The sequence below is a fragment of the Methyloglobulus sp. genome (assembly GCF_964779595.1).
Window position 1 is genome coordinate 23,295 of sequence record NZ_CBAROL010000009.1, and the last position, 26,174, is coordinate 49,468.

Sequence of the window (26,174 nt, forward strand, 5' to 3'; positions counted from 1 at the left end):
GGGCTTAATTTTACGTTAGGAATTTTATGGATAAACCACCAATAAGCTTATTTATACCTTCTTACGTTGTTGAATACGCAGTTGTCGATTCAACAGTCAAATACATGAATAAGAAAAATTTATGGGCCGGAGATGAGTTGGTGGGTGTAGTACCAAAATTAGCGATATCCAAAGATATTGAAACATCCGAATTTCGCCTGTCACACTGTAACGAAGAGTGGGAAGACCTCTGCGCTGTTCAATCGGCAACGACAATTGAGGAAATCAAGGAAATTGCCGAAAAACATTATCAAGGCATTAACAAAAACTGGATTCGGACAAACTATAACGAGTCTGATGCCATCGCCTTGATTGAAGCAGAAAAAGAAGCAGTGAAGTGTTCATTTTGCGGACGATCCCCTTGGGATGAAGAAATAGGAAGAATGGTTATCAATGAAAAAGCAAGAATTTGTGAGCTATGTATCAAGTCTTACTACAGCTTAATTCAAAAGAATTACTAATTTATTGTATGTGTAATAGCAGTATGCTCTTCTGCACACACCATGATGATTTTTGGTATGCGATGCGTACCCTACATTGGACAAATTATGTTTGAAGTACGTGACGATGAACCCAAATACGCTTTTCTGAATAACACGGAAAGCAAGGAAAAAAACCGCTACAACCTTAACATCGAACTGACCGATGCCAGCAGCGAGTTGCGGTGTAAGAGCCTAAACATTAACGGTGATGGGGCGATTGGTGAAAATCCTGACCGCTATAAACAACACGGTTTCTATTTTAATGCCGACAACTGCATCGGTTGTCATGCTTGCGAGTCCGCCTGTAGCGAGAAAAATGATGTCCCCGCACACATTGCTTTTCGTTCTGTGGGTTTTGTCGAAGGCGGTACGTACCCTGATTATCAGCGCATCAATATTTCAATGGCGTGTAACCATTGCGATGATCCTGTTTGTTTAACGGGATGCCCTACCCGTGCTTACACCAAGTTTGCTGAATACGGGGCGGTGTTGCAAGACCCCGATATTTGCTTTGGTTGCGGCTATTGCACTTGGGTGTGTCCGTATAATGCTCCGCAACTTGATCCAGTCAAAGGTGAAGTTTCCAAATGCAATATGTGCGTAGATCGCCTGGAGGTCAACTTGAAACCGGCTTGTGTTGCTGCCTGTTTAGGCAATGCCCTGGACTTCGGGGTTATCGAAAATATCCCTGAAAATCGCACTCAAGCGAAAACAGAAATACCAGGATTCCCTACCACCGATATTACCCATCCCAATATCCGCTTCCAACAAACGCGCACCACACATCGTGAAATGACCCGTACCGACGATATGCCCCTGAAATATCATCGTGATGACGTGCAAGACAAATTCAAACCGGTCGTTGACGAAAAGCAAGGTAAGGAACGGCACTGGAATTTTCGTAAACTGCTGACCAGCCACGAAAGCGCCCACGTTATTTTTACGCTATGCACCCAAGCTACTGTAGGTGCGTTCTCGATACTGATGTTGGGTATGTTGCTTAATGTTGAACCTGTTGCCATGCTAAAAAATACTAGCGCATTCATTCCGCTAATCTTTGTGATCGTTGCTGTCAGTACCGTGGGTCTGTTCAAACTCAACATGCACTTGGGCAAACCACACCGCTTTTATCGTGGCTTTAATAATTTGCGATTATCCCCAGTTAGCCGGGAAATTGCAGGGGTTTCGATGTTTTACACGGGATTGCTGGGGTATGCGGTTTTTGGCCTGTTTGATAATACCGTGCTTACGTTGATTGCGAATGTCTTCGCCGTTATTGGAGTGCTAAGTGGTGCTATCGGTTTGTATTATATGTACAAACTGTACCGAATCCCCGCACGACCGTTCTGGAATCACTGGCAAACAGGTACGGCATTTTTTGGCACGATGCTCAGTTTTGGCGCATTGCTGATTGGGGTTGTCAGCGTATGCCTGTTGCCATTGGCGACGGTTGAGACCCAACTTCTAGTGCAAATTCTCGCTGCAATTATTGCGTTGGGCTTGGTTATCGAAGGCATTGGGCATATTGCCCATGCCAAGGCCATGCGCGGTGCGGAACACGAAGGGGCAGTGTCTTATTACGTGCAAACCACGGAATACGGCAAGTCCTACCTGCTTCGCAATAGCCTGTTGGGAATTAATCTGGTGTTGGCGATTACCTTTACGATTACGGATTTATCGGTTGCAATCGCTTATGCGTTGGGCTTATTGCTAACCCTGTCCATGTTGGTCATGGCAGCATTCGGTCGTTCCTTGTTCTTCGTGCTGGTCATCCCCACCACCATGCCCGGCGCATTTTTCTGGAAGAACAAAGGCTTTGTCGATCATGCCAGGGAAATCGGTCTGGCTGATGCACCGCAACATGGCGTGGCTTATGAACAACATCACGCGTTCAAGCTTGATGAGTTAATCAAGACGATCAAGGAAAATTCGATTAAGGATATGGTCAAGCATGTTTTGTGGATTTTTGGGAAATAAGGAGTTGTCAGATTGCAGTCAATTAATAACCGCAACTGGCAAATAGCTGGGATTAACAAAAAATATATCGCGGTATGTTGCCAGATTAGCCTAAATTCTTTAGACACATTGAAATAGTCGCCGTCCAGAGTGTTCCGAGCTTGATGCGCTTCCCTTAGTGCAGCGCATCATGCACATTTGTCCAGAATCAATCATAATAAGGCTAGCGTTCATACACAGGCCACCATGTTGTGTTCAAATCCATAAAACAAGAGCCAAGTACCCCAAAAATTAATCGTTTCCCCTGTAGCAAATGTGGCGGTTTGCTAACTTTTAAACCTGGCACCCAGTATCTTACCTGTGCATATTGCGGTCAGGAAAACCAGATTGAGCAGCGTTTTGAGCAAATTCAGGAATACGATTTCCATCAAGCTTTAATTGAACTGGCTCAGGCTAAACCCGACACCGCAGAAATCGCGCAGATTCAATGTGATGCTTGCGGTGCCGGATTTAAATTTGCAGGCAGTATCCATGCTGGTGAATGCCCCTTTTGCGGTACTACGATTGTTACCAGCACGGCACAAACAAAACCTATCACGCCAAAATCCCTGTTACCTTTTAAAATTAACGAGCAACAAGCCAAACAACAATTTCGATATTGGCTAAAAGGCTTATGGTTTGCGCCCAACAAAGTCAAAAAATATGCCCAAGACGACACCAAGTTGATCGGTGTTTATATACCTTATTGGACATTTGATAGCAGCACAGAAACCACTTATCTGGGAGCGCGTGGTGATGTCTATTACGTCAGCCAGGAAGTGCAGACCGTCAGGGACGGGCGTATGGTTAATGAGATAAGGCAAGTGCCGCAAACTCGTTGGACTCCGGTACGAGGACGGGTTGCCCGATTTTTTGACGATGTATTAATCGGTGCGAGCAAATCATTGCCCCGACAAATCCTCGACCAATTGGAACCCTGGGATCTGGCAAACTTGGAAGCGTATAACGAAAGCTATCTCACTGGCTTCACCAGCGAATACTATCAAGTTAATCTCGACCAAGGTTTTGACGAAGCCAAACGTAAAATGGACAATGTGGTTTACCAGGACATTGCCTTTGACATCGGTGGTGACCAACAGCGCGTCGATCAATTTAATACCCAACACAACAATACCTCTTACAAACACTGCTTATTGCCCGTCTGGTCAGCTGCTTTTCGTTACCAGCAAAAAACCTACCGGTTCGTCATCAACGGCAGGACAGGCCAAGTGCAAGGTGAGCGGCCTTATAGCTATTGGAAAATTGCGTTTGCTATTATCTTTGGAGTCATTGCTGTGGGCGGGTTGCTAATATATATGGATCGATCTGGAATGTTGCAGCAAATGCAATAATATAGGTGGGTTAGACGCGTAAACTCTCGGCCGATGAGGTTTGTAAGATGCTTGGGCGCGTAGTGACCCAACAAACAGCGTATAGACGTTGGGTTACAGCACACAGACAATATGGCTCTAGTTTAGAGTCATAGGCTATGTGTGCCTAAGCCAATCTGCCGGATTGTTTATTTTTGTCGATCAGCCTTCAACTTCTGGGTTTATAACCTAGAATTGACCTTATTCATCACTACGATAAGACTGATTATGGAATTTAAAGAATACCTGAAACTGCTCGTCCAAAACGATGGCTCTGACCTGTACTTAACGGTAGATGCACCGCCCGCCGCCAAGTTTCAAGGCGTTTTGCGGCCTTTGGAAAACATCAAGCTCACTAGGGAACGGTTAAAGGAAATCGCACACAATCTGATGGATGCTGACCAGCGGAAGGCGTTTGAACACCAGCCTGAATTGAATCTTGCAATATCTGAGCAGGGGATAGGTCGATTTCGGATCAATATTTTTAAACAACGTAATTGTTTTTCTTTGGTTATCCGCAACATCAAGGTGGAAATTCCCAATGCCGACAAGCTGGGACTGCCTGATATATTGAAAAAAGTCATTATGGAAAAGCGCGGCCTGATTTTATTTATAGGCGGTACGGGTTCAGGTAAGTCAACCTCGCTGGCGGCACTGATAGATCACCGCAACGCCAATAGTTCAGGCCATATCATTACCATTGAAGACCCGATTGAATACATCCATCCGCACAAAAAATCCCTGGTTAACCAGCGTGAAGTCGGGGTTGATACGCTCAGTTATGAAGATGCGCTGAAGAATACCTTGCGGCAAGCCCCCGATGTGATCCTGATCGGCGAAATCCGCAGTCAGGAAACCATGGAACATGCCCTGGCATTCGCGGAAACTGGGCATTTGTGCCTGTCAACCTTACATGCGAACAATTCCAATCAGGCCTTGGACAGGATAATCAATTTTTTCCCGGAAGAACGCCGCAATCAATTGTTGATGGATTTATCCTTGAATTTGAAGGCATTCGTCTCGCAACGCCTAGTTCCTACGCTAGACGGCAAGCGCACAGCGGCGATAGAGATATTGCTGGCTTCGCAACTGGTCAGGGATTTGATCCACAAAGGTGATGTCCATGCGATCAAGGAAGCCATGGAAAAATCCGAAAACATCGGTATGCAGACGTTCGACAGCCACCTGCTCAGGCTATACAAAGAAGGCCTTATTTCACTGGACGAAGCCATGCAAAACTCCGATTCCCCTAATAATCTCAAGTTGAAGATCAATTTGAGCGAGGGGCTTGGTTCGTCATCACCAGGGGGTAGATCGGCAGAGTCGCCAAAAAGTGGATCATTAACAGGTTTGTCCTTACAAGCTATTGTCAAAGAGGAAGACAAACATGAGTCGTAATTGACGCTTCAGGCGATACATTTCTTTCTGGACATGACGGGTTCTGCTAAAAAAGGCGTTTTTACGTTATAATTCCCCATCTTTTATTGCCCATTCACAAAATTCGACGTGACCAGCCAAAACTACGATTTATCGACTTTTCAGGGACTTATCCTGGCCTTGCAAGATTACTGGGCTGCCCAGGGGTGTATCTTATTGCAGCCCCTGGATCAGGAAGTCGGTGCCGGTACTTTTCATCCCGCCACTTTTTTACGGTCGATAGGCCCTGAACCTTGGAATGTCGCCTATGTACAGCCCTCACGCCGCCCGACTGATGGGCGCTTTGGCGAAAACCCTAACCGTCTGCAACACTATTACCAGTATCAAGTCGCACTAAAGCCATCGCCTGATAATATCCAGGAGCTTTATCTAGGGTCTTTGCGGCAGTTGGGTTTCGATTTGCTGGAACACGATATTCGATTTGTCGAAGACAATTGGGAATCGCCCACCTTAGGCGCGTGGGGATTGGGTTGGGAAGTTTGGCTGAATGGGATGGAAGTCACCCAGTTTACCTACTTCCAGCAAGTCGGCGGATTGGAATGCCGGCCCGTCACTGGTGAAATCACTTACGGTTTAGAGCGTCTCGCCATGTATTTGCAAGGTGTTAAGAGCGTTTATGATCTGGTTTGGACGCGAGGCTCATTCGGTGTTGTCACTTATGGTGATGTGTTTCATCAAAACGAAGTCGAAATGTCGTCTTATAATTTCGACCATGCCAATGTGCCGTTTATGTTCCAATGCTTCGATACGTATGAGCAGGAATGCCAAAAATTGATTGCCTTGGATTTGCCGTTACCCGCTTATGAAATGGTGTTAAAAGCATCACATACCTTCAATTTACTGGATGCCCGTCATGCGATTTCGGTAACAGAACGGCAACGTTATATATTGAGAGTTAGAACATTGTCGAGAGCGGTTGCAGAAGCATATTATGCTCGCCGTGAATCTCTCGGTTTCCCGATGTGTGCCGGACAAGGAGCGTAACATGGCAGCAAAACATTTATTGTTTGAATTGGGATCGGAAGAATTACCGCCCAAAACCCTCGTCAAACTGAGCCAAGCCTTACTGGATGGTGTGTTGCAAGGCTTGGGTGCGGGAGAGCTGACGTTTACTGGTGCTAAGGCTTATGCTACACCTAGGCGTTTGGCGGTGTTTATCGAAAATTTGTCCACCCAACAACCCGACAAAACCGTTGAAAAACGTGGGCCGGCGATCCAAGCGGCATTCGCTCCAGATGGCAAACCCAGCAAAGCCGCAGAAGGCTTCGCCGCCAGTTGCGGGACGACCTTTGACCAATTGGAACGGCTGAAAACCGACAAAGGCGAATGGCTGATCTATAAGCAAGCAGTGAAAGGATTGCCCACAGAGCAATCAATTCCCGACATTATTCGCCAAAGCATTTCAGCCTTGCCGATAGCAAAACGTATGCGCTGGGGCAGTTTTGCAACCGAATTTGTCAGGCCAGTGCATTGGGCGGTATTGCTCTACGGTAACTCGGTTATTGAATGTGACATCTTGGGCTTGACGACGGGATCGACGACATCAGGACATCGCTTTCATGCACCGCAAACCATTGCCATCACTAGCCCAGAAAGTTATGCTGAAACCTTATTCCAGCAGGGCAAGGTGATTGCTGATATTGAACAAAGAAAATCCATCATACGCGACAAGGCTAATCAAGCAGCATCAGCGGTCAATGGCACGGCCCATATCGAAGACGATTTGCTGGAAGAAATTGCCGCATTAAATGAATGGCCTGTGCCTGTTACCGGATCATTTGATCCACGGTTTCTTGAGTTGCCAGCCGAAGTGCTGATTACCACCATGCAAACCAACCAGAAATATTTTCCGGTGAAAAATGCCAGCGGTGGGTTGTTACCGTATTTTATTACCTTCAGTAATATCGAAAGCACTCGGCCTGAATCCATCAAGCAGGGCAATGAACGCGTTATTACGCCGCGCCTGACTGATGCTGAATTCTTCTGGAAACAAGACCGGAAAAAATCCCTGGCAGTCCGCGTTGCAAGCCTGGGCAATATCGTTTTTCAGGAAAAGTTGGGTACGCTTGCAGATAAAACCCAGCGGGTAATAGTTTTATCTGAATTGATAGCGACACAACTCTGCGCCAATGTCGAATGGGCACAACGCGCCGCGCACTTGGCAAAAGCGGACTTGATGACCGATATGGTCGGCGAGTTTGGCAATCTGCAGGGCTTGATGGGGCGCTACTATGCTCTGGCTGACAATGAACCAGCCGAAGTTGCCAATGCCATTGAGCAGCATTATTTCCCCAAACAGTCGGGCAGTCCTACCCCAGCCAGCCAAACTGGTCAGATTGTCGCGCTGGCAGATAAGGTTGATACCCTGACGGGGATTTTCAGCGCCGGATTGATTCCTACAGGCGACAAAGACCCTTATGCGTTGCGACGAGCGGCGTTAGGATCATTAAGGATTATCATCGAAAATCAGCTAAGCCTGGATATTGTTGCCCTAGTTGATGCTTCGCTGAAACAATACATCCACAGCTTTGATCGTGATGTAACCCGCAAGCTGGTTGTTGATTTTATTTTTGACCGCTTGAAAGGCTATTGCTTGGATCGCGGTTTCGCACCTGATGAGTTTGATGCAGTCATGTCGGTTAATCCCGCGCAACCCTTGGATTTCATGAAAAGATTGCAAGCGGTCAAGGCTTTCCGCCAACTGCCCGAAGCCGAAAGTTTGGCTGCTGCGAATAAACGCATACGGAATATCCTGAAAAAATCGGAAACCGAGCCTGCTGAGTTTTTAGATCCAACTGGATTGGAAGAAATGGAGATAGATTTTTCTTATTCCATAGCGAAAGCAGAAGCAGATATTAAGCCATTTAAAGAGATTAAGGACTATCAATCGATACTTGATCGATTATCTTATCTACATAATCAAGTAAATTTATTTTTTGATAACATTTTTGTAATGTCTGATGATCTTCAAGTACGAGCAAATCGCTTAGGTATACTTGAAAGATTGAGTAAAGTGTTTTTGGAAGTAGCTGACATTTCCAAACTGCAATCGTAACCAAACGGCATGGAACAGCGCCGTTATGTGCTAATGGACAGGGATGGGGTCATCAACGAAGATTCCGATGACTTTATCAAGTCGCCAGAAGAATGGCGACCGATTGCAGGCAGTCTTGAAGCTATTGCTTTGCTGAACCAACAAGGCTACGACGTGGTGGTGATTACCAACCAGTCCGGTTTGGCAAGAGGCTTGTTTGATGAAGCCATGCTGACCAAAATCCATGAAAAAATGCACAGCCTGCTTGCAGAGAAGGGCGGGGAAATTGCCGCCATTTACTATTGTCCGCACGGCTCAGAGAGTTCATGCAACTGCCGTAAGCCAAAACCCGGCTTGCTGGAACAATTTGCCTTAGAAAAAAATGTCGATCTAAATAGCGTTTATTTTATTGGCGATTCGCTACGTGATGTGCAAGCAGCACTAGCCGTAGGCGCAAATCCGATCCTGGTCAAAACCGGAAAAGGCCAAAAAACGCTAGATCAGAATCCTAACTTTAACATTCCTGTCTTTGAAAATCTTTATGGCGCAGTCGAATATATCTTATCAAAACAATAGCATCCGAATATATTTTGGGTCAGCGGTATTTTTAGCAGGTTCGATCATCATGACATTTGTTTTCGGCTCTTTGGTCGTGCTTTGTATCATTTTTCCCTTTAAAGTCCGTTATCGCATGGGTAAAGGATGGGCAAAAGCCGTATTGAAATTAGCTGAAATTTGTTGCGGCGTGCGTCATGAGGTGGAAGGGCTGGAGCATATCAACGCCGACAGTGCCGCAATTGTATTAAGCAATCACCAGTCAGCTTGGGAAACATTGGCGTTCAGGTGTTTATTGCCGCCACAAACATCATTGTTTAAACAATCATTGTTGTGGATACCTTTCTGGGGATGGGCAATGGCAACCTTAAAGCCGATTGCGATAGACAGGAATAACAAACACGCTGCCTTGCGTAAATTAATCAGCCATGGAACTGAGGCTTTAAAACAGGGTCTATGGGTAGTTGTTTTTCCCGAAGGCACTCGTATGCCGGTAAGCGAGATGGGGAATTTTAGCGCAGGTGGAGCCATGCTGGCGCAAAAATCGGGTTATCCCGTCATTCCGATTGCACATAACGCTGGAAAATTTTGGCCGCGCTACAGCTTTTTAAAGTACCCAGGAACAATTAAGGTAAAAATCGGTTCACCCATTGAAAGCAAGAGCCGCAAGACGGCTGATATTAATAAGGAAGCTGAGGATTGGATAATTCAAGCGATGCGGGAAATCGGTCAATAATGAGTTTCCATTACCAAGCGGCCTATTGCAATTACATGAAAATCCGCGAAATGCGTATAATGTGCAGATGTTTATTGTGAGTTTAAATATTAAGATGGTGTTATATACATGAAAAAACTGTTGTTGATCCTCCTGTTACCCGTATTTCTCGTGGCTTGTGCTGATAAAAATCATTATGAGCAAGCCGTTTTAGAGGAAATGGAAAAAGAGCAAGAAATTAAAGAATATAAAATAGACCCTGCTCACATGGCTAAGTGCGTTATTGACACAACGTATCTAAAGATGCCCGGCTTTTTTGTTTTCGATCCTGATAGATTACAAGCTTATCGTAATTACGCAAAAATGCTGACTTTGGCTAAATCGAAAGATCCAAAGAAGACCTTTGAAGAATTGGGTAAAGAATTCGGCTCACCGCAAGAACTTGCAAAAGCCCGTACCAATTACACTGAAAGCATTATGAATTGTTACACCGCTATCATGCACGAACAAGACGGTGATGATGAGCAAAGCAAAATCTAAAATATCCGCTTAGGGTTTTACATGAGGTGTGTTACACACCTCATTGTAATCCGTTTGATTTTAGTCTGGTTGTGTCCACGCGAAGCGGGGCTGGAAGAAAGGTAAATGGTGGGCAAAACAGCCTGTCCACGGAATCTAAGAAGGCAGTATAGTTGTGGAGTGCCAAACCTAGGCTTAGCACTCCCAATATTTAATTTTGTACAGCGGTAGGGTGCGTTTTACGCACCCTTTTAGGTGCATGGATCACCCTAATCGACTACTGAACTCGTTGAGTGACTGTGCAATGATTCCTTAATTGACAATCAGTGCTAGTCATCTGATGGTTTGGCTTCTTCATCGCTGGATTTCTCATCGGCTTTTTTAGTCGCTTTTTTGGCTGGCGTTTTCGGTGATTCTTCTGCAATTTCTGCTGTTTCTTCAATTACTTCTGGCGCACTAGCCTTAACCTCAGCTTTCTCCTTAGCTACCTTATCTGGTGTATGGTAAGGGTCGAATTCATTAGGATCTTTGGGTTTCGGTTTCTTAGCTTCTTCCTCGGCAGCTTTTGCCGCTAAACGTTTTTCTTCAGCTAGCCGTCTATCTTCTACCAAAGAGTTCATGAATTCTGTAAACCAAGCCTGTTGTGTGACAGTAGCCAAGTCTGGATCAGCAAGAATATCAGCATCTTCTGGCAAATTACCTTTATCTTTTGCCATTTTTAAGGCTTCCAGGCAACTGTCATTTTCGCCACGTACGCCATAAACGCAGGCAAGATTAAACGCGGCAACGCCTGATTGAATTGAATTGGCTTTCTCAAACTGCCGTTTAGCCATTTCATACAGCTCATCGCTGGGTTCTACTTCCCTGGCACGGGCTAAATCCATGCAGGCAACCCCAGCATCTATCGCCGCAGCAAGATAGCCGGGGTCTAAAGTCATGCAAAAAGAGAATTTCGCAATCGCGTTCCGGTAAATATTGATCGATTCCGGTGGCGTTTTGGTTTTTGCCTGACGCAGTAAAGTAAGACCCCAATGGTACAGCGCGGCGGCGCGTAAAGAATCGCCGGTCAGGACATCAGCATAGTCTTGATAAGCTTCTTTAAATAATTGATCCGCGACACTGCCTTCGTTTTTGCGTGCATTATCTGCTTTTTTTACGGCAGCATCGAGTTTGGATTTTTTTGTGAACGATGCGAAAAACGACATGATTGAATTCTCCTGGTTAATAGATTTATCGTGATGATATTGGGCTAATAATAGCCCATTTTTAGTAGGGTGATGTTACCTGATACCCGAAAAACCAAAATTGTGCCAAACAAGGTGCTTTAGAACTTGCTAATCGCACAGATGGAGCTTGCGAAATCCGAGCATTGGTGACTTCGCGTTTTCGGTATTACCTTGTGCTTAATACAAGTTAACTAATTAATAAATCAAGCAATTCTCTGATTTATTCAGCAGTTTCAAGCTTATGGTCTTGAGCTTGAACGATTTTTGGGTTTACTGCTACGTGGATTAAAATTAGCCCCATTACCACGTTCACGTTGGGGTGTTTTTTTGTCGGTATGCCGATAATCTTTTTTACCCGAATTTTTGGAAGGAGCAACTTTTTTCGGTGCATCCATGACTTTTAAAGAAACCGGTTCATAACCGGTATCGTCCACTCGTGGAATTTGCCGCTTTAACAGTTTCTCGATAGCTTCCAGTAAGTACGCTTCTTCCGGGCAGACCAGAGATAGCGCACTACCACTTGAACCTGCACGTCCGGTACGTCCTATCCTATGAATGTAATCTTCAGCGACTTGCGGTAGATCGTAATTGACCACATGTGGCAATTCTTCTATATCCAGCCCACGCGCCGCAATATCAGTGGCGACTAAAGCCGTGACCTTGCCATTTTTGAAATAGTCCAGTGCCTTCGTCCGTGCGCCTTGGGTTTTGTCGCCATGCAGCGAAGCCGAACGGATGCCGTCTTTAACCAACTGCTTTTCCAAGCGGTCAGCACCGTGTTTGGTACGCACGAAAATCAGCACTTGCTTCCAATTATTGCTGCCGATTAAGTAAGACAACAGTTCGCGTTTGTTATCTTTGTTAATGCCGTACACGCATTCGGAAACTAAATCTGCCGTGATATTCTGCTTGGCAACTTCAATTTCGACAGGACTGTTAAGAATCGTTGCCGCCAGCGTTTTGATCGCGCCGGGCATGGTCGCAGAAAACAGCAAACTTTGCCGATTTTTAGGCAAATAAGCCATAATTCGGCGAATTTCTGGCAAAAAGCCCATATCCAGCATACGATCTGCTTCATCTAATATCAATATTTCTATATTGCCTAGAGAAATGGTTTTTTGACCGATATGATCCATCAACCGACCTGGCGTGGCGACCACAATGTCGCAGCCGTGCCGTAACTGCCTGATTTGCATATTGATACTTGCACCACCGACAATAACTTGGGTCTGCAAGGGCAGATATTTTCCATACGTTGCAATACTTTCATAAACTTGAGCTGCCAACTCGCGGGTAGGGACTAATACCAAAGCACGAACCCTTCTAGGTCGGGTGTTTAAATCAGCACTATCCGCAAGCCGTTGTAGTAGCGGCAAAGAAAATCCGGCGGTTTTGCCTGTGCCGGTCTGTGCGCCTGCCATAATATCTTTACCGGCAAGAATAGGCGGAATCGCCTTAATCTGAACAGGCGTGGGTGTTGTATAACCTTGGTCGGCAACTGCTTTCAGCAGAGCGTCCGATAAACCGAGTGAGTCAAATGACATGTAAACCTTAATAGTTGAGAATAGTTTGTAGGCTGGGGCAGCAACGATTCCATACCATTATGCTGCACTTCCACCACCCCTGGTGGTCGTTGATAAACCCAGCCAACGGAAATTTGAAGGAAGGATTAATCATCCTCCCGTAACACTCATGTGCCGTAGGATCACGGGCTGCTCATGAATATTGAATTCGTGTTTTTCGGGCTTAATAAGCATGGCATCAATAATAGCTTGCTTTAAGATGTCCATATCGCCAGGATTAGCCCTGATAATTGCTTTTAAATCAACCGAATGCTCATTCCCCAAGCACAACAATAATCGCCCTTCAACCGTCAACCGAACACGGTTGCAGGTGCTGCAAAAATTGGCACTGTGTGGTGAAATAAAGCCCACTCTGGTGTTTTTGCCTTGCACCTTATAATACACTGACGGCCCACCGGTTTTCTCGGTAGACGCCAGTAATGAGAACTGGGTCGCTAAATCCGCCTTAATGCAATCGCTGGAATAATAAGCGGAAGAACGATTATGTTGGCTGACTATCCCCAGTGGCATTTCCTCGATAAAGCTAATGTCAATGCCCTTATCCACCGCAAATTGCACCAGACCGACCACTTCCTGATGGTTTTTGTCCTTGAGTATCACTGCATTGATCTTAATGCGCTCAAATCCAGCATCCTTAGCTGCATAAATCCCCCGTAAAACTTGGCTCAAATCGCCAGTCCTGGTGATTGCCTTAAATTTATCGGTATCCAAGGTATCCAGGCTGATATTGATGCGCTTAACCCCCGCTTTTTTCAACGGCAAAGCCATGTGTTCCAGTTGCGAACCATTCGTCGTCAATACCAACTCATGCAGGCTCTCGATTTTGCCGATATTTTCTAGCAATTCCAATGCCCCGCGCCTAACCAAAGGCTCACCGCCCGTAATTCGGATCTTTTTTACCCCTAATTCCGCAAATGCCTTGGTAATCGTATACAGCTCTTCCAGCGATAACACCTGGTCTCGCGGCAAAAACGTCATTTCCTCAGACATGCAATACACACAACGGAAATCACAACGATCCGTAATGGAAACGCGCAAATAATCCACCTTCCTGCCGAAGCGGTCGATTAACTGAGGTGATTTGTTGCCAATGTTCATGCAGTACAGAAATGATTAAAATTCAAGTGAATAACCAGCAAACTCATTGTAACATAATGCGAAACTAATCAGGGTCGAGCAAGTCAAAATTGCACCTTTTCAGCAACAAAGCCAGTTACTTATGATGTTAATAGGATAGACCTTGCGGAATGAATGAAGTTCTTTAAGATTCATGCAAACAATCCGCATACAAAGCCCTTTCAAACCAAATAGAAAAACAAAAATTACCACTAAATTCCAGTTATGTGACGTGTTTCACAAACCTATTCATTAAGGTCTATACTGAAATGCAATCAAAGAAAAACTTGTTGAATTAGGTTGAGTGGACAATGCCGTTGAACAGAATAGACCATCAGGTTATACAAGAGCAGCCATCAAAAACCTTGGAATTTACTCTCATGGAGCTGATGACGATGAGTTCAACTTTCAAATGCGTTTCCAATTATGAATATTGACTATTTAACGCAACTTGCCACCCAGGATGGCGCACAATACGCGTGGTTAAGGCAAAGCCTGAATGATTACGAAATGGCTAATATATTGTTGGCGGCGAACAAATGGGATGGTGTTTGCTACCATGCCCAACAAGCGGTTGAAAAAGCGTTGAAGTTCCTGCTCAGTGATGCAGCCCAAGCCTTCAGTCATACATATTCAGTCCATGCGCTTGCTAAAACCTGCAATGAAGCCCTTGCAACAAACCTGTTTGATGGTGAAATTATTGAATCGTATAAGGAATTAAGCCAATACAGCACCATCGCCCGTTATCCGTTGGCTTCTGATGCCCCAGTTGATGTCATCACCAAAAAACAAGCCCTGTCAGCCATCGACACCTTAACCCAAACCTTGCTAATTATGGAGAGGGCTTATGAACGCAACTAACCTCATCCAGCAAGCCAGGTCAGTAAAATACGACAGCGTGTTAGCTTATCTTAATGTAGCATTCAAAGATTTCACCCATCCAGTATACTTGTTTGGCTCCTACGCAACAGGACGATTTCACGGTCACTCGGATGTCGATATTCTCATCATTGCACCCAATGCAATATCAGCAAAAGTCTATCGTCAGGTCTGTGACAAAATGTCTGGCTTAGGGATGAATTATGACGTTCTTATAGCACCTTCCATCGAACGGTTAGATAGCAGCATTGTTAACTCGCTACAAGCTATACACGAGCCTTAGCAACATTATTCGACACACGGGTAAGCAGCAATCTCATTGCAACATAATGCAAAACTAATCAGCAACAAAGCCAGTTAATTAGGTAGACCTTGCAGGATGATTAGAGTTCTTTATGTTAGATATAAACAAACCGCTTACAAAACCCTATCAAACAAAAAAAAGGGAACGATTGCCACTAAATTGCAGAATTGTGACGTGTTTCACAAACGCCTGCATAGAGTCTATACTAATATGTAATCAAAGAAGAACGTGTTATATCAGGTTGAGTGAAATGCCGTTGAATCAAAAAGATTATCAGGTCATGCCAGAAAAACCATCAATGCAATTCGGATTCACATTGATGGAGTTGATGGTTACATTGAGTATTGCCGGCATCATGTTAAGCATAGCAATCCCCAGCTTTACCTCTACCATAAGAAGCAGCCGGATAACCACACAGGTTAACGAGTTTGTTACGTCAATAAATTTTATACGTAGCGAAGCAGTTAAGCGCGGAATGCGGGTTTCAATGTGCAAAAGTAGTGATGGTGCTACTTGCGTCACAAGCGGCAACTGGGCGCAAGGCTGGATTGTTTTTACCAATCAAAATGAGGATGCAGATTATGACGGCGCACCCGAAACAATATTGAAAAGACAAGAAGCCGCACAGTCCCAGAATACAATAGTCGGAAACACGCTTGTTGACGACATTATCTCTTACATAGCGAGTGGTGAAATTGTTAGTTCGGGTTCGATTTTCTTTTGTGATGATCGCGTTGCCGAAGTGGGAAAAAATAGTAATCGCCACGACTACTGGTCGTTCGAGAATTGAGACCTACCAGTGTACATGAAGATGAAAACCATCATGAAAACACACAGCGGTTTTACCTTGATTGAAGTGTTGATTGCCGTAGTTCTACTCGCCGGGGCGTTGTTGGGCTTGGCAGGGCTACAAGCCAGAGTGCTGAGTAATAACCAAAGTGCTTACAACCGCAGTCAAGCAACCCAATTAGCGTACGATATTGCAGACCGGATGCGAGCCAATACCAATAGCTCTGTTGCCGCCAACAATAACGATGCACTGGTTATTTACACAACTTTTCTTCCAAGTACAGGTATACAAAAACCGAATTGTTTGACTACAACTGGGTGCAGCCAAGTCGATATGGCTAACAATGATCTTTTTGAGTGGAATCTTGCGCTCGCTACCCTGCCTAATGGACAAGGGTTAGTGTGTAAAGATAGTACACCTAAAGATGGTACTTCAACGGCAGCCTCTGCTTGCGATGGAGCAGGTGCGGATTACCATATCAAAATATGGTGGGATGATGACAAAAGCGGCACAAACCAACTTTTTGTAGTGGGTTTTAAGTTATGAGTACAGATTCGTTAAATAAAGATAGGGACAGCAGTATTGCTGCTGCAATGAACGCGATACACGAGCCGTTACGTCAATCTCCTATTTGCACCCCAAGTTACCGTCAACAACAAGGTTTAACGCTGATTGAAATTATGATCGCACTCTTGATTGGGGCATTTTTATTGGGTGGGGTAATGGAGGTTTTTTTAAAAAGCAGACAAACCTATAGAGTGCAGGAAGCACTATCCAGATTGCAAGAAAATGGTCGTTTTGCCATGGATTTTTTAGCCAGAGATATTCGTATGACGGATTATCGAGGCTGTCAGGGCGGCTCGCTCAGTACTCCCAAACAACCAAAATCTTTGTATGACACTGCCACTAGGTCAATTAATGAAGCCCTAGTGGGCGTGAATGGAGCGCCAAATGCCAATAGTGCTATGGATGCGCCAGATAGCATAACCGCCAGATGGTCAGAAAATGGGTGTAACGATGTTGTTACCACCCCCTGCTCGACAGATCTCAATCAAGAGTGTCCTGAGAACCGTGCTTTTGATATTAGAACTGCAAATTCGGTTCTAAATTTAGCAAGGAATACGGCAGCGTTAGTTGAAGGCGTAGAAAACATGCAAATCTTATATGGCGCAGATACAAACAACGATGGAGTTCCCAACTATTATGTGCCAGCAGGCACTGCGGGGCTTGATATGACGCAAGTGAACAGTGTGCGTGTTAGCCTCTTGTTAAGAACTATCGATGACAATATCGCTTCTGAGCCTTTGGCATATACATACAACGGCGCAACAACCACGCCAACAGACCGTAGAATCCGGCGGGTATTCACGTCCACAATTGCGCTACGTAACCGATTGCACTGAGGTTGATTGTATGACATCCAGACCTGTTTTATATAAATCTCAATCCGGTGTTGTTCTAGTTGTTGCTTTAATCATGTTGCTGTTATTGACATTGATAGGTACTGCCGGTATGCAGTCCACTTCGTTGGAAGAAAAAATGGCAGGTAATATGCGCGACAAAAACCTAGCCTTTCAAGCTGCCGAATCGGCTCTTAGCGAGGCTGAAGCCAGTCTATTTCCGGTTGCACCTGCCGTTCTGCCAAATTTTACGCCTGAAGGTACGGTTACGGTGACTGATCCTATCACGCATGTATCAACTGTCTATAATGGCTATTATTCTAAAGACTCAACCATACCAACCGCAGTCGTTACGGGTTCAACTACTAAACTGCAACTTGAGGAAGATAGTTTTTGGACAACAAATCCAGTGGCAACTTCTACGATTACCACATTAGGTAACGATGTTGCTGCTCCAAAATATATCATCCAAAAATTAGATACCGTCTGTTATAAGGAAGCTTGTCCATTAGCCAGTGACCGTTCAACGCCATATAGAATTACAGTTAGAGCCACAGGCGGCAGTACTGTCACGGTGGTTATTGTTCAATCTGTTTTTACGACCGATTAAATACCCTTAGGGTCTTATAAATTAATTAAGCTGCTCATAGCGGGAGTTTTAAGGTGAATCAATTCAAATCAATAAAATCATACAGTCGCTTTGGTCTGTTAAGTGGGTTTTTAATTGCCGTCGCTATTGTAACTAAGATAGCGGTTGCGGGAGATATTGCAACGACCCCATTGTTTATAGGACAGGCAGTAGCACCTAAAGCAATGATAAATATGTCCAAGGATCACCAGCTTTTCTTTAAAGCTTATGATGATTATTCCGACTTAGATGATGATGACGTTCCTGAAACCACGTACAAGCACAGCTTTAATTATTACGGCTATTTTGATAGTACAAAATGTTATAAATACAGCAGTAACCGTTTTGAACCCGAAAGTATTTCTTCGGACAAATATTGTGATGATGACCAATGGAGCGGAAATTTTTTAAATTGGGCAACCATGTCGCGCATGGATGTCATTCGTAAAATACTGTATGGCGGTCTGCGTTCTACAGATGACGCTAATTTAACGGTATTAGAGCGTGCTTTCCTTCCTACTGATGCCCATAGTTGGGCCAAGTTTTATAACGGTAGCGATTTAGACAAGCTGACTCCCTTTAACTACACTGAAGGACTTACCTTATGTAATACAACAGATGCTTCTTCTGGGACATCTCAATCAGTTACCAACGCACCGCTAATTCGCGTTGCCAAAGGCAATTTTGCTTTATGGGCAGCTAATGAACGTTGGCAGTGCAAGTGGGGTGAGGGCGATAATGGCAATAACGCTACCCTATCGGGGATAAATGCCAGTAGCACTGCGCCATCGCAATCAGGCAATAATGAATATATTGCACGAGTTCAAGCTTGTGTTAGCACCGCCTTGGAAGGCAACGAAAAATGTAAAAATTACGCGAGTTCTGACTTAAAACCGATAGGTTTACTGCAAGAATACGGTGACGGTAACAAGATGTACTTCGGACTCATGTCTGGTTCGTATCAAAACAACAAGGAAGGTGGCGTTTTAAGGAAAAATATCGGTACTTTTACAAATGAAATCAATGCTAATGGTACATTCACCGCGACCACTGGAATTATTAATGCCCTTAACAAACTCAAGATAGTTGGTTACCAATACGGTTCTGGCAATGGAATCTATAATAACGCTCAATCTACTACTGGTGGCGGCGATGACTGTATTTGGGGTCTAAGTACCTTTACGTCCAGTAAATGTAGAAATTGGGGTAATCCACAAGCCGAGCTATTACTGGAATCCCTGCGTTATTTGGCGGGTAAAAGTGCGACTCCTGCGTATAGCGCAACTGACACAGTTCTTAATTTAACGACAGCAAGTTTTGTAAATCCAATAACAACCGCCGAATCGTGTGCTTCACTGAATGTTATACAATTTAATGCTAGCACCACTTCTTATGATGCCGATGGTCTTGGGCTCGCTACCGATATTGGTTTGTCAAATTTGAGTGCTGCAACAGACGCAGTAGGGGCAGGAGAAATCTCAACTTCCAGTCCATTTTTTATAGGCGAAAATGGCACCGATAACAATCAATTGTGTACCGCCAAGACCGTCAGCCCTAGTGGTAGTAATACCTTGAGTAAACTGCTGGGGACATGCCCTGATGCGCCTCGGCTTTCGGGGTCTTACCAAATTGCAGGTCTGGCACATTATGCACACACTAATGATCTACGCTCGGATATTACAAAAAATCAATTGGTAAATCTTTACGGCATAGCGTTATCCCCAGCGTTGCCTAAAGTTGTTGTGCCAGTACCAGGTTCTAGTACCAAGAAAATTACTATACTACCGGCCTGTCGTAATTTAAGTACCGCACCCAATGCCGCCAATTGTGCCATTGTTGATTTTAAAATCATAAGTCAAGCGACAACCTCAACGACTGCAACAGGCAAACTCTACGTTAACTGGGAGGATTCCGAGCAAGGCGGCGATTTTGATCAGGATCAATGGGGTACTATTACATACAGTATTACAGGGTCAAACGTAACGATAACCACGGATGCTATTGCCCAATCCACGCCTAACAAAATGGGTTTCGGCTATGTGGTCAATGGTACAAGCCAAGATGGTTTTCATGTTCATTCAGGGATCAATGGCTTTGCCTATACCGACCCCACGGGTGGAACGACCTGTACAAATTGCAATTTCGGTGATGCTGCAAGTGTTCGCACATATACCATTGGGACAGCTAACGCAAACAGCCTAGAGCAACCTTTGTTTTATGCGGCTAAATGGGGTGGTTTTATTGACTCCAACAATAACAAAAAGCCAGATCTACAAAGTGAATGGGATGCCGAAAATAATACCACTGGAAATGCCGAACCTGATGGCATCCCCGACAAATATTTTGCCGCTACTAATCCACTAAAATTGGAGACTTCATTAGCCACAGCGTTAACTAAAATTAGCCTCGGTGATGGTGCTGCATCCGCTGTTGCAACGAATTCCACCCAGTTAAATGCAGGTTCAATTGTTTATCAAGCTAAATTTAACCCTATAGACTGGAGTGGCGACGTAGAAGCCTTTGCGGTTAACACGAATACTGGTGCGCTTACCACAGACTGGAAAGTGTCCGACCCAGGTAAAATTCCTGGTTCTGATGTTCGTAATATTTTAACTTACAACCCTAGGAAAGCATTGGGTTCGCGCGGCATCCCTTTCCTTTGGGGACAGTTAACTTGCCCTGCTGCTAGCACATCTACACAGAAATGTACGAAGCCTGGGAGAAAGCCCAGTGATCCACGCAGATCGTGTAGTCCTGGTAGCAAAAATTGCGTTTGTGAAATATTAACTACTTCTATTCCCACTTGTATTGACACTAATGTTCAAACCGATGGAAAATCACAACAGGATTACCTAAATAAATTGCCGCCAGCGACATCGTCCGATCTTAAAGGTCTTGACCGAGTTGACTGGTTACGTGGCGACCAAGAAAACGAGAAACTTAATAAAGATGATACTGATCTAAACCACATTTTTAGAAAACGGACGAAGCTATTGGGTGATGCCGTTAATTCTGATCCTGTTTTTGTGGGTACTGATGACTTTGGCTATGGTGCCTTGTCAGGAGTAGAGGGCAGCAGCTATACCGCTTTTCGAGCTAGCTCTGCCTATTTAAACCGCATACCTACGCTTTACGTGGGTACCAATGATGGTATGTTGCACGGTTTTGATGGCAGAAAATCAACAGCTACTGTCACTTCAGGCGGGAGTGAGCTATTTGCGTACGTTCCCAACGCGAATGCCTGAGTTAAGTAAGCTGACATCGCCTACTTATACCCATCAGTATTATGTCGATGGCACTTCTGCTTCAAGTGATGTGTATTATGATTCGAGTTGGCACACCATGTTAGTCGGTGCTACAGGTGCAGGCGGTCGTGCGTTATTTGCGCTGGATGTTACTAGCCCACCTACCAGTGCTACTGAGTTTGCTACCTTTACACCTACCAGCGCATTGTGGGAGTTTACCGATACCGCGCCTCCCGTCGCTACTGATTGCAGCGCGTTTGGAGCAGGCAGTGCTAACTATGATGCCAATGATCTGGGCTATACCCTGGCACAACCTTCGATAGTTAGAATGCAAAATGGCAGTTGGGTAGTCATTGCCGCTAACGGCTATAACAGCAATAACGGCAGTGCTGTGTTGTTTATTCTTGACGCTAAAACCGGCTGTATTATCAAAAAAATTGATACCGGCGCGAAGCCTAGCACCCCAATACCACCTGGGCGGTCAGATAAAAATGGTCTGTCAACACCCATTGCTGTTGATGCCAATAATGATCTGAGTATAGATACTGTTTATGCAGGCGATTTATACGGCAATTTGTGGAAGTTTGATTTGTCAGGTACCGTTGCTAGCTGGAATATATCTGGCGGCAGCCCTATATTCGTGGCTTGTACAACAGCGGGTGCAAGTTGCCCAACAGCAAATCGGCAGCCCATCACTAGCAAGCCTAACGTTGGTGCAGTACGGGCAGTAGGCTCTGATCAAGACGGTGTCGGTAGAATGGTGTACTTCGGTACAGGTAAGTTTTTTGAAACAGGTGACAACTTATTGCCTACTTTACCCGCACTACCACAGGTACAAACTTTTTACGGCCTATGGGATAGAGGCTCGACCATCACTGATCGCGCTTTGTTGCAAGATCAAACCATTGATTTTGAAGGTTTTGCCGATACAGATTGTGGAACGGCTTCTTGCCCTAAAACCATTAGGTCTGTTCGTGTAGTGTCAAAAACCACTGTTTGTTACGCTGCCACCACCGTTGGTTGCACAACAAGTAGCCCGTTAAAAAGCGGCTGGGCATTGAATTTACTCGTTAAACCTGGCAATGTTGCCCAGGGTGAACGGGTCATCAGTCTACCTTTAGTACGTCGGGGCTTAGTAGTGTTTTCTACGGTAATCCCCAATCCTGACCCCTGTGGTGATGGTGGAGAATCACGCTTAATGGAAATTGATGCGCTAAGTGGTGGTGAAGCTGATGCAACGCCCTTTGATGTCACTGGCAATGGCGTAATTGATGATAAGGATTTTATATTGATCAACGGCGTGAAACATAATGCGTCGGGTGTTAACCAAGGGATTGGTATTACTAAGCAACCAACAGTAATTGAATCTCCAACCGCATCCATTGACTATAAATACAGTAGTGGCTCAAGTGCTGCTATGGGAACTGTTGTTGATAGAGGAGGTAGTGGCTGTGTAGGTACTACCTGTGACGATGATGATGATGTCGGCGGAAGTACCGCTATTCCTGGCACACGCAGGTCATGGCGGCAATTGAATGCCTTGTAATTGGTAAGAGACGAGACAAGCAGGTGAGCAAACGGTGCTTGCCTGCGTAAACTGAATAACATATCGCACTAATTAGCGTAGAATGAATTATGAGACAAACGCAATCAGGTTTTACGTTAATAGAACTGATGATATGTGTGGCAATAATCGGTATTTTGACTGCTATTGCCTTACCTAGTTATCAGGAAAGTGTGAGAAAGTCACGCAGAGCGGATGCAAAAGCCGCTTTGCTGGGTTTAGTCAATGCTATGGAGCGGCATTTTACGGAAATCAATACCTATTGCAATGCGGGAGGAACAGGCGGAGGAGACTCTTGTGGTACGGGTTCTATCAATGATACAGGAACTCCCTCTTCCTCTGTTTACACGGTGGACACTGGCACGGCTACGTATTATGACTTAACAATCAATGCCGTAGATGCCAGCACCTACACCTTATGGGCTGCACCAAAAAGCGCTCAGGCCAGTGATAAATGCGGTACGTTGACGTTGACACATTTGGGTGCTAAGGATGTTACAGCGCAAACATCCGGTGTAACCAAGGCTGATTGCTGGTAGGGTTGTGTGTTGGTTGAATCAGATGTAGATGTAGATAGGGTGGGCAGGCTTTTTTGCCCATCTTTTGTTTACAGATTTATGTTAATTTTGTTCGTGGTTTGACCATTCGGCAAGCGCACGGCTCACCACGAACCAAACCGTCAGGTCACGGAACAGAACCTACACAGGTCTTTACCCTCACAAACTGTTCGTCCTGAGCTTGTCGAAGGAAGCTTGTCGAAAGACAATCAGATTTGACCATCGCTTCAAATTACTTCTCCAACTCCTCAGCACTAAAATCATCAACTGTAATCGCTTGCAATCTCGCCTGCTCTGCTGTGTCAAACAACTGGGCTTCTTCTTTTGTGATGATGTTTTTGGTCAGCGCATCTTTTGCAACTTCAGACATCTCACTCTTAGCCAACTGCTTTTGTTTTTGTGCCAGCTTTATCTTGGCTTCAACCGGAGCTGCTGCGAGTACCGCTTTAAACGCCACCTCGATCCTGCCAGTGGCATCATCTGGCTTATTGTTGATGTAGATACCTTTGGTTAAGCGGTCGCGTACGGACGAATCAGCCAACAACAATGCAGCGCATTGGTGGACTAGCTTATCACTGGCGGGTTTGTTGGGTTTGCCCAGCGGGAAGATGACGGCATTGAGCAGACAAGCAACAGGAGGAAATGGTAGCTTGGTCAGTATATCTGCTAAGGCTTGTTGTGCGCGGTAAATGCTTTCCTGGCAAGCCCAATGCAGCAGCGGTAGGTCGTCTTTCTGTTTGCCTTGGTTTTCATAATGTTTCAGCGCACAGGAACATAGGTAAAGGTTAGATAAAGCATCGGCAAAGCGACCAGACAACCGTTCCTTACGTTTTAACGCGCCACCCAAGGTTAATAAGGCGTAATCAGCAAGGAATGCAAACCCAACACTTAGCCGTGCAATCTGGAGGTAATAGCGTTTGGTTTCTTTATCACCAGGGGTTGCCAGAAAACGGGCGTTGGTTAATCCTAGCCACAAACATGCCGCTTTGTTATGCCCCCAGTGACCAATATGGTTGAAGAAAACTTGGTCGAATGCATTTAAGTTACCTTCGGCTATTGCCGCCATTTCTTGCTGGATGTAAGGGTGGCAACGGACTGCACCTTGTCCGAAGATCATCATGGTGCGGGTGAGGATGTTTGCGCCTTCAACTGTAATACTGACCGGAATAACCTGGTATACGCGCCCTAGGTAATTTTTTGGCCCTAAACAAATCCCCGCGCCACCGAGTATATCCATACCGTCATTAACCACACGTCGCATGCGTTCGGTCAATTCGTATTTCAAGATGGCGGAAATGACGGCGGGTTTCTCACCTTGATCTAATGCCGCATTGGTGACTTGTCTTGCCGCGTCGAGAATGTAGGTTTCACCTGCGACCCGCGCCAGTGCTTCTTCAATGCCCTCAAATTCCCCGATAGGCATGTTGAATTGCTTGCGGATACGGGCATAAGCACCGATGTTGCGGCTGGTGAATTTAGCTGCACCTACACTCAGGGCGGGTAGCGATATAGCGCGTCCGGTCGTCAGGCATTGCATCAACATCTTCCAGCCATTGCCGACCTGTGCAACGCCGCCGATAATCATGTCCATTGGGATAAAGACATCTTTACCCCAATTTGGGCCGTTCTGGAATGCGGAGTCCAATGGAAAGTGTCTTCTTCCAATGCTTATGCCAGGGGTATTGGTGGGTATAAGTGCAACTGTAATACCAATATTCTCTTTGTCGCCGATCAGGTGGTCGGGATCGTAAAGCTTGAAGGCGAGACCCAATACGGTAGCGATTGGCCCCAAGGTAATGTAGCGTTTTTCCCAATTTAGCCGTATTCCCAATACCCTATCCTGCCCCTTATGGTTGCCATAACAGACCACACCCGTATCAGGCATTGCGCCTGCATCACTGCCTGCATGTGGGCCAGTTAATGCGAAGGCAGGAATATCCTCGCCATTCGCCAAACGAGGCAAATAATAGTTTTTTTGTTCTTCCGTGCCATAATTCAGCAACAGTTTTCCAGGTCCCAGTGAATTAGGCACCATAACAGTGACTGCCGCTGTGCTGCTGCGGCTGGATATTTTCATCACTATTTCAGAATGCGCCGATTCGGAGAACTCAAGCCCGCCATATTTCTTGGGGATCATTATGCCGCAGAATTTTTGCTTTTTAATGTAATCCCACACTTCCGGCGGTAAATCCATGCGGTTATGGGTAATGTCCCAGTCGTTGAGCATGGCACATAAGGTTTCTGTCGGGCCGTCAAGAAAGCCTTGTTCTTCTTTTGAGAACTTTGCGACAGGTAGATTTTGTAGGATGTCCCAGTTAGGGTTGCCTGAAAACAATTCGGCATCCCACCAAGTGTTGCCTGCTTCCAGTGCTTCCCGCTCAGTTTGCGACATGGCGGGTAAAGCCGCCTTCATGAATTTGAAGGCCCAGCGGCTGATGAGCCATTGCCGGATGGGGATTACGTTTAAAGGGATGAAAACGATTAAATACGTCATCCACAAACTGAGATTGCTCGACGATGAAGCGCCATTCACGAGTAGATACGCGCCTAGCAATGCGCCAACAGCCAAGGTAATCCAGTGTATGGAAGCTTTGTGGTAAGCCAATATAACGACCAGGATGATAAGTGTGAGCAGCCAGAGCATGGTGTTCTCCTTTTTTGTTGTCGCTAACGCGACGGGTTTTTTTTAATCGGGTTCTCGCACCCGAAGACGAAATGCTTTCTTTTGCGTCGCCA

22 protein-coding genes are annotated in these 26,174 nt (G+C 45.3%); 18 read left to right on the forward strand and 4 right to left on the reverse strand.

All coding sequences use genetic code 11. The features are described 5' to 3' along the window. Positions 1 to 26 precede the first annotated feature (26 nt). From AC1YY3_RS05215 to AC1YY3_RS05255, 9 genes are all read left to right on the forward strand, one after another. On the forward strand, positions 27 to 500 hold the full coding sequence (locus tag AC1YY3_RS05215) for a ClpX C4-type zinc finger protein (RefSeq protein ID WP_481823189.1): 474 nt from the start codon (positions 27 to 29) through the stop codon (positions 498 to 500). 87 nt (positions 501 to 587) lie between these two features. Next, positions 588 to 2,498: a DmsC/YnfH family molybdoenzyme membrane anchor subunit gene (locus AC1YY3_RS05220; protein WP_481823188.1), complete on the forward strand. Its 1,911-nt coding sequence runs from the start codon at positions 588 to 590 to the stop codon at positions 2,496 to 2,498. A gap of 230 nt (positions 2,499 to 2,728) precedes the next feature. Continuing rightward, on the forward strand, positions 2,729 to 3,868 hold the full coding sequence (locus AC1YY3_RS05225; RefSeq protein ID WP_481823187.1) for a TFIIB-type zinc ribbon-containing protein: 1,140 nt from the start codon (positions 2,729 to 2,731) through the stop codon (positions 3,866 to 3,868). A 246-nt stretch (positions 3,869 to 4,114) separates the two neighbouring features. Next, positions 4,115 to 5,284: a PilT/PilU family type 4a pilus ATPase gene (locus AC1YY3_RS05230; RefSeq protein WP_481823210.1), complete on the forward strand. Its 1,170-nt coding sequence runs from the start codon at positions 4,115 to 4,117 to the stop codon at positions 5,282 to 5,284. A 108-nt stretch (positions 5,285 to 5,392) separates the two neighbouring features. After that, positions 5,393 to 6,307, forward strand: a complete 915-nt coding sequence (gene glyQ / locus AC1YY3_RS05235) for a glycine--tRNA ligase subunit alpha (protein ID WP_481823186.1) — start codon at positions 5,393 to 5,395, stop codon at positions 6,305 to 6,307. Between the two features lies 1 nt (position 6,308). Continuing rightward, on the forward strand, positions 6,309 to 8,378 hold the full coding sequence (gene glyS / locus AC1YY3_RS05240; RefSeq protein ID WP_481823185.1) for a glycine--tRNA ligase subunit beta: 2,070 nt from the start codon (positions 6,309 to 6,311) through the stop codon (positions 8,376 to 8,378). Between the two features lie 9 nt (positions 8,379 to 8,387). Further along, positions 8,388 to 8,933, forward strand: coding sequence for a D-glycero-beta-D-manno-heptose 1,7-bisphosphate 7-phosphatase (gmhB, locus tag AC1YY3_RS05245; RefSeq protein WP_481823184.1), 546 nt, complete (start codon positions 8,388 to 8,390; stop codon positions 8,931 to 8,933). 49 nt (positions 8,934 to 8,982) lie between these two features. Continuing rightward, positions 8,983 to 9,648, forward strand: a complete 666-nt coding sequence (locus AC1YY3_RS05250; protein WP_481823183.1) for a lysophospholipid acyltransferase family protein — start codon at positions 8,983 to 8,985, stop codon at positions 9,646 to 9,648. A 108-nt stretch (positions 9,649 to 9,756) separates the two neighbouring features. Next, entirely contained in the window at positions 9,757 to 10,167 is a 411-nt protein-coding gene (locus tag AC1YY3_RS05255) for a hypothetical protein (protein ID WP_481823182.1), read from the forward strand. Between the two features lie 308 nt (positions 10,168 to 10,475). Here AC1YY3_RS05255 and AC1YY3_RS05260 read toward each other — a convergent pair whose 3' ends face one another. The 3 genes from AC1YY3_RS05260 to moaA all read right to left on the reverse strand — a co-directional run bounded on the left by AC1YY3_RS05260 (position 10,476) and on the right by moaA (position 14,053). Then, positions 10,476 to 11,351, reverse strand: a complete 876-nt coding sequence (locus AC1YY3_RS05260; RefSeq protein ID WP_481823181.1) for a hypothetical protein — start codon at positions 11,349 to 11,351, stop codon at positions 10,476 to 10,478. A 260-nt stretch (positions 11,352 to 11,611) separates the two neighbouring features. Beyond that, positions 11,612 to 12,916, reverse strand: coding sequence for a DEAD/DEAH box helicase (locus tag AC1YY3_RS05265; protein ID WP_481823180.1), 1,305 nt, complete (start codon positions 12,914 to 12,916; stop codon positions 11,612 to 11,614). 129 nt (positions 12,917 to 13,045) lie between these two features. Further along, on the reverse strand, positions 13,046 to 14,053 hold the full coding sequence (moaA, locus tag AC1YY3_RS05270) for a GTP 3',8-cyclase MoaA (RefSeq protein ID WP_481823179.1): 1,008 nt from the start codon (positions 14,051 to 14,053) through the stop codon (positions 13,046 to 13,048). A gap of 444 nt (positions 14,054 to 14,497) precedes the next feature. Here moaA and AC1YY3_RS05275 point away from each other — a divergent pair, with 444 nt between their 5' ends. The 9 genes from AC1YY3_RS05275 (at position 14,498) to AC1YY3_RS05315 (ending at position 23,420) form a co-directional block, all read left to right on the forward strand. Further along, positions 14,498 to 14,932 carry a HEPN domain-containing protein gene (locus tag AC1YY3_RS05275; protein ID WP_481823178.1) on the forward strand — a complete coding sequence of 145 codons (435 nt, stop codon included), beginning with the start codon at positions 14,498 to 14,500 and terminating at the stop codon, positions 14,930 to 14,932. Continuing rightward, positions 14,919 to 15,233 (forward strand): nucleotidyltransferase domain-containing protein, encoded by a 315-nt coding sequence (locus AC1YY3_RS05280; protein ID WP_481823177.1) that lies wholly within the window; start codon positions 14,919 to 14,921, stop codon positions 15,231 to 15,233. Before AC1YY3_RS05275 ends, AC1YY3_RS05280 begins: the two co-directional genes overlap by 14 nt. 271 nt (positions 15,234 to 15,504) lie before the next feature. Further along, the gene (locus tag AC1YY3_RS05285; RefSeq protein WP_481823176.1) at positions 15,505 to 16,044 is read left to right on the forward strand and encodes a GspH/FimT family pseudopilin; all 540 of its coding nucleotides are present in this window, start codon (positions 15,505 to 15,507) and stop codon (positions 16,042 to 16,044) included. A 33-nt stretch (positions 16,045 to 16,077) separates the two neighbouring features. Then, complete coding sequence (gene pilV, locus AC1YY3_RS05290) at positions 16,078 to 16,590, forward strand: type IV pilus modification protein PilV (RefSeq protein ID WP_481823175.1); 513 nt, start codon at positions 16,078 to 16,080, stop codon at positions 16,588 to 16,590. Then, positions 16,587 to 17,447 (forward strand): PilW family protein, encoded by an 861-nt coding sequence (locus tag AC1YY3_RS05295; RefSeq protein WP_481823174.1) that lies wholly within the window; start codon positions 16,587 to 16,589, stop codon positions 17,445 to 17,447. The genes pilV and AC1YY3_RS05295 overlap by 4 nt, the downstream gene beginning before the upstream one ends. A 10-nt stretch (positions 17,448 to 17,457) precedes the next feature. Beyond that, on the forward strand, positions 17,458 to 18,054 hold the full coding sequence (locus AC1YY3_RS05300) for a pilus assembly PilX family protein (RefSeq protein ID WP_481823173.1): 597 nt from the start codon (positions 17,458 to 17,460) through the stop codon (positions 18,052 to 18,054). A gap of 53 nt (positions 18,055 to 18,107) precedes the next feature. Next, positions 18,108 to 21,317: a pilus assembly protein gene (locus tag AC1YY3_RS05305; protein ID WP_481823172.1), complete on the forward strand. Its 3,210-nt coding sequence runs from the start codon at positions 18,108 to 18,110 to the stop codon at positions 21,315 to 21,317. Continuing rightward, positions 21,310 to 22,863, forward strand: a complete 1,554-nt coding sequence (locus AC1YY3_RS05310; RefSeq protein WP_481823171.1) for a pilus assembly protein — start codon at positions 21,310 to 21,312, stop codon at positions 22,861 to 22,863. Before AC1YY3_RS05305 ends, AC1YY3_RS05310 begins: the two co-directional genes overlap by 8 nt. A gap of 89 nt (positions 22,864 to 22,952) precedes the next feature. Beyond that, positions 22,953 to 23,420, forward strand: coding sequence for a type IV pilin protein (locus AC1YY3_RS05315; RefSeq protein WP_481823170.1), 468 nt, complete (start codon positions 22,953 to 22,955; stop codon positions 23,418 to 23,420). Positions 23,421 to 23,670: 250 nt separating this feature from the next. Here the strand turns inward: AC1YY3_RS05315 and AC1YY3_RS05320 are convergent, their stop codons facing one another. Continuing rightward, a complete protein-coding gene (locus tag AC1YY3_RS05320) occupies positions 23,671 to 26,082 on the reverse strand; it encodes an acyl-CoA dehydrogenase (RefSeq protein WP_481823169.1) in 2,412 nt (803 codons plus the stop codon). Positions 26,083 to 26,174: the final 92 nt, after the last annotated feature.

Excerpts from the sequence above, each read along its gene's own strand:
- AC1YY3_RS05260 (WP_481823181.1), bottom strand. The coding sequence starts at position 11,351 with ATGTCGTTTTTCGCATCGTTCACAAAAAAATCCAAACTCGATGCTGCC.
- AC1YY3_RS05315 (WP_481823170.1), top strand. The coding sequence starts at position 22,953 with ATGAGACAAACGCAATCAGGTTTTACGTTAATAGAACTGATGATATGT.
- AC1YY3_RS05295 (WP_481823174.1), top strand. The coding sequence starts at position 16,587 with ATGAGTACAGATTCGTTAAATAAAGATAGGGACAGCAGTATTGCTGCT.
- AC1YY3_RS05230 (WP_481823210.1), top strand. The coding sequence starts at position 4,115 with ATGGAATTTAAAGAATACCTGAAACTGCTCGTCCAAAACGATGGCTCT.
- AC1YY3_RS05285 (WP_481823176.1), top strand. The coding sequence starts at position 15,505 with ATGCCGTTGAATCAAAAAGATTATCAGGTCATGCCAGAAAAACCATCA.
- AC1YY3_RS05275 (WP_481823178.1), top strand. The coding sequence starts at position 14,498 with ATGAATATTGACTATTTAACGCAACTTGCCACCCAGGATGGCGCACAA.
- AC1YY3_RS05220 (WP_481823188.1), top strand. The coding sequence starts at position 588 with ATGTTTGAAGTACGTGACGATGAACCCAAATACGCTTTTCTGAATAAC.
- AC1YY3_RS05265 (WP_481823180.1), bottom strand. The coding sequence starts at position 12,916 with ATGTCATTTGACTCACTCGGTTTATCGGACGCTCTGCTGAAAGCAGTT.
- glyS (WP_481823185.1), top strand. The coding sequence starts at position 6,309 with ATGGCAGCAAAACATTTATTGTTTGAATTGGGATCGGAAGAATTACCG.
- AC1YY3_RS05310 (WP_481823171.1), top strand. The coding sequence starts at position 21,310 with ATGCCTGAGTTAAGTAAGCTGACATCGCCTACTTATACCCATCAGTAT.
- AC1YY3_RS05250 (WP_481823183.1), top strand. The coding sequence starts at position 8,983 with ATGACATTTGTTTTCGGCTCTTTGGTCGTGCTTTGTATCATTTTTCCC.
- AC1YY3_RS05320 (WP_481823169.1), bottom strand. The coding sequence starts at position 26,082 with ATGCTCTGGCTGCTCACACTTATCATCCTGGTCGTTATATTGGCTTAC.
- pilV (WP_481823175.1), top strand. The coding sequence starts at position 16,078 with ATGAAAACACACAGCGGTTTTACCTTGATTGAAGTGTTGATTGCCGTA.
- AC1YY3_RS05255 (WP_481823182.1), top strand. The coding sequence starts at position 9,757 with ATGAAAAAACTGTTGTTGATCCTCCTGTTACCCGTATTTCTCGTGGCT.
- AC1YY3_RS05280 (WP_481823177.1), top strand. The coding sequence starts at position 14,919 with ATGAACGCAACTAACCTCATCCAGCAAGCCAGGTCAGTAAAATACGAC.
- moaA (WP_481823179.1), bottom strand. The coding sequence starts at position 14,053 with ATGAACATTGGCAACAAATCACCTCAGTTAATCGACCGCTTCGGCAGG.
- AC1YY3_RS05215 (WP_481823189.1), top strand. The coding sequence starts at position 27 with ATGGATAAACCACCAATAAGCTTATTTATACCTTCTTACGTTGTTGAA.
- gmhB (WP_481823184.1), top strand. The coding sequence starts at position 8,388 with ATGGAACAGCGCCGTTATGTGCTAATGGACAGGGATGGGGTCATCAAC.
- AC1YY3_RS05300 (WP_481823173.1), top strand. The coding sequence starts at position 17,458 with ATGACATCCAGACCTGTTTTATATAAATCTCAATCCGGTGTTGTTCTA.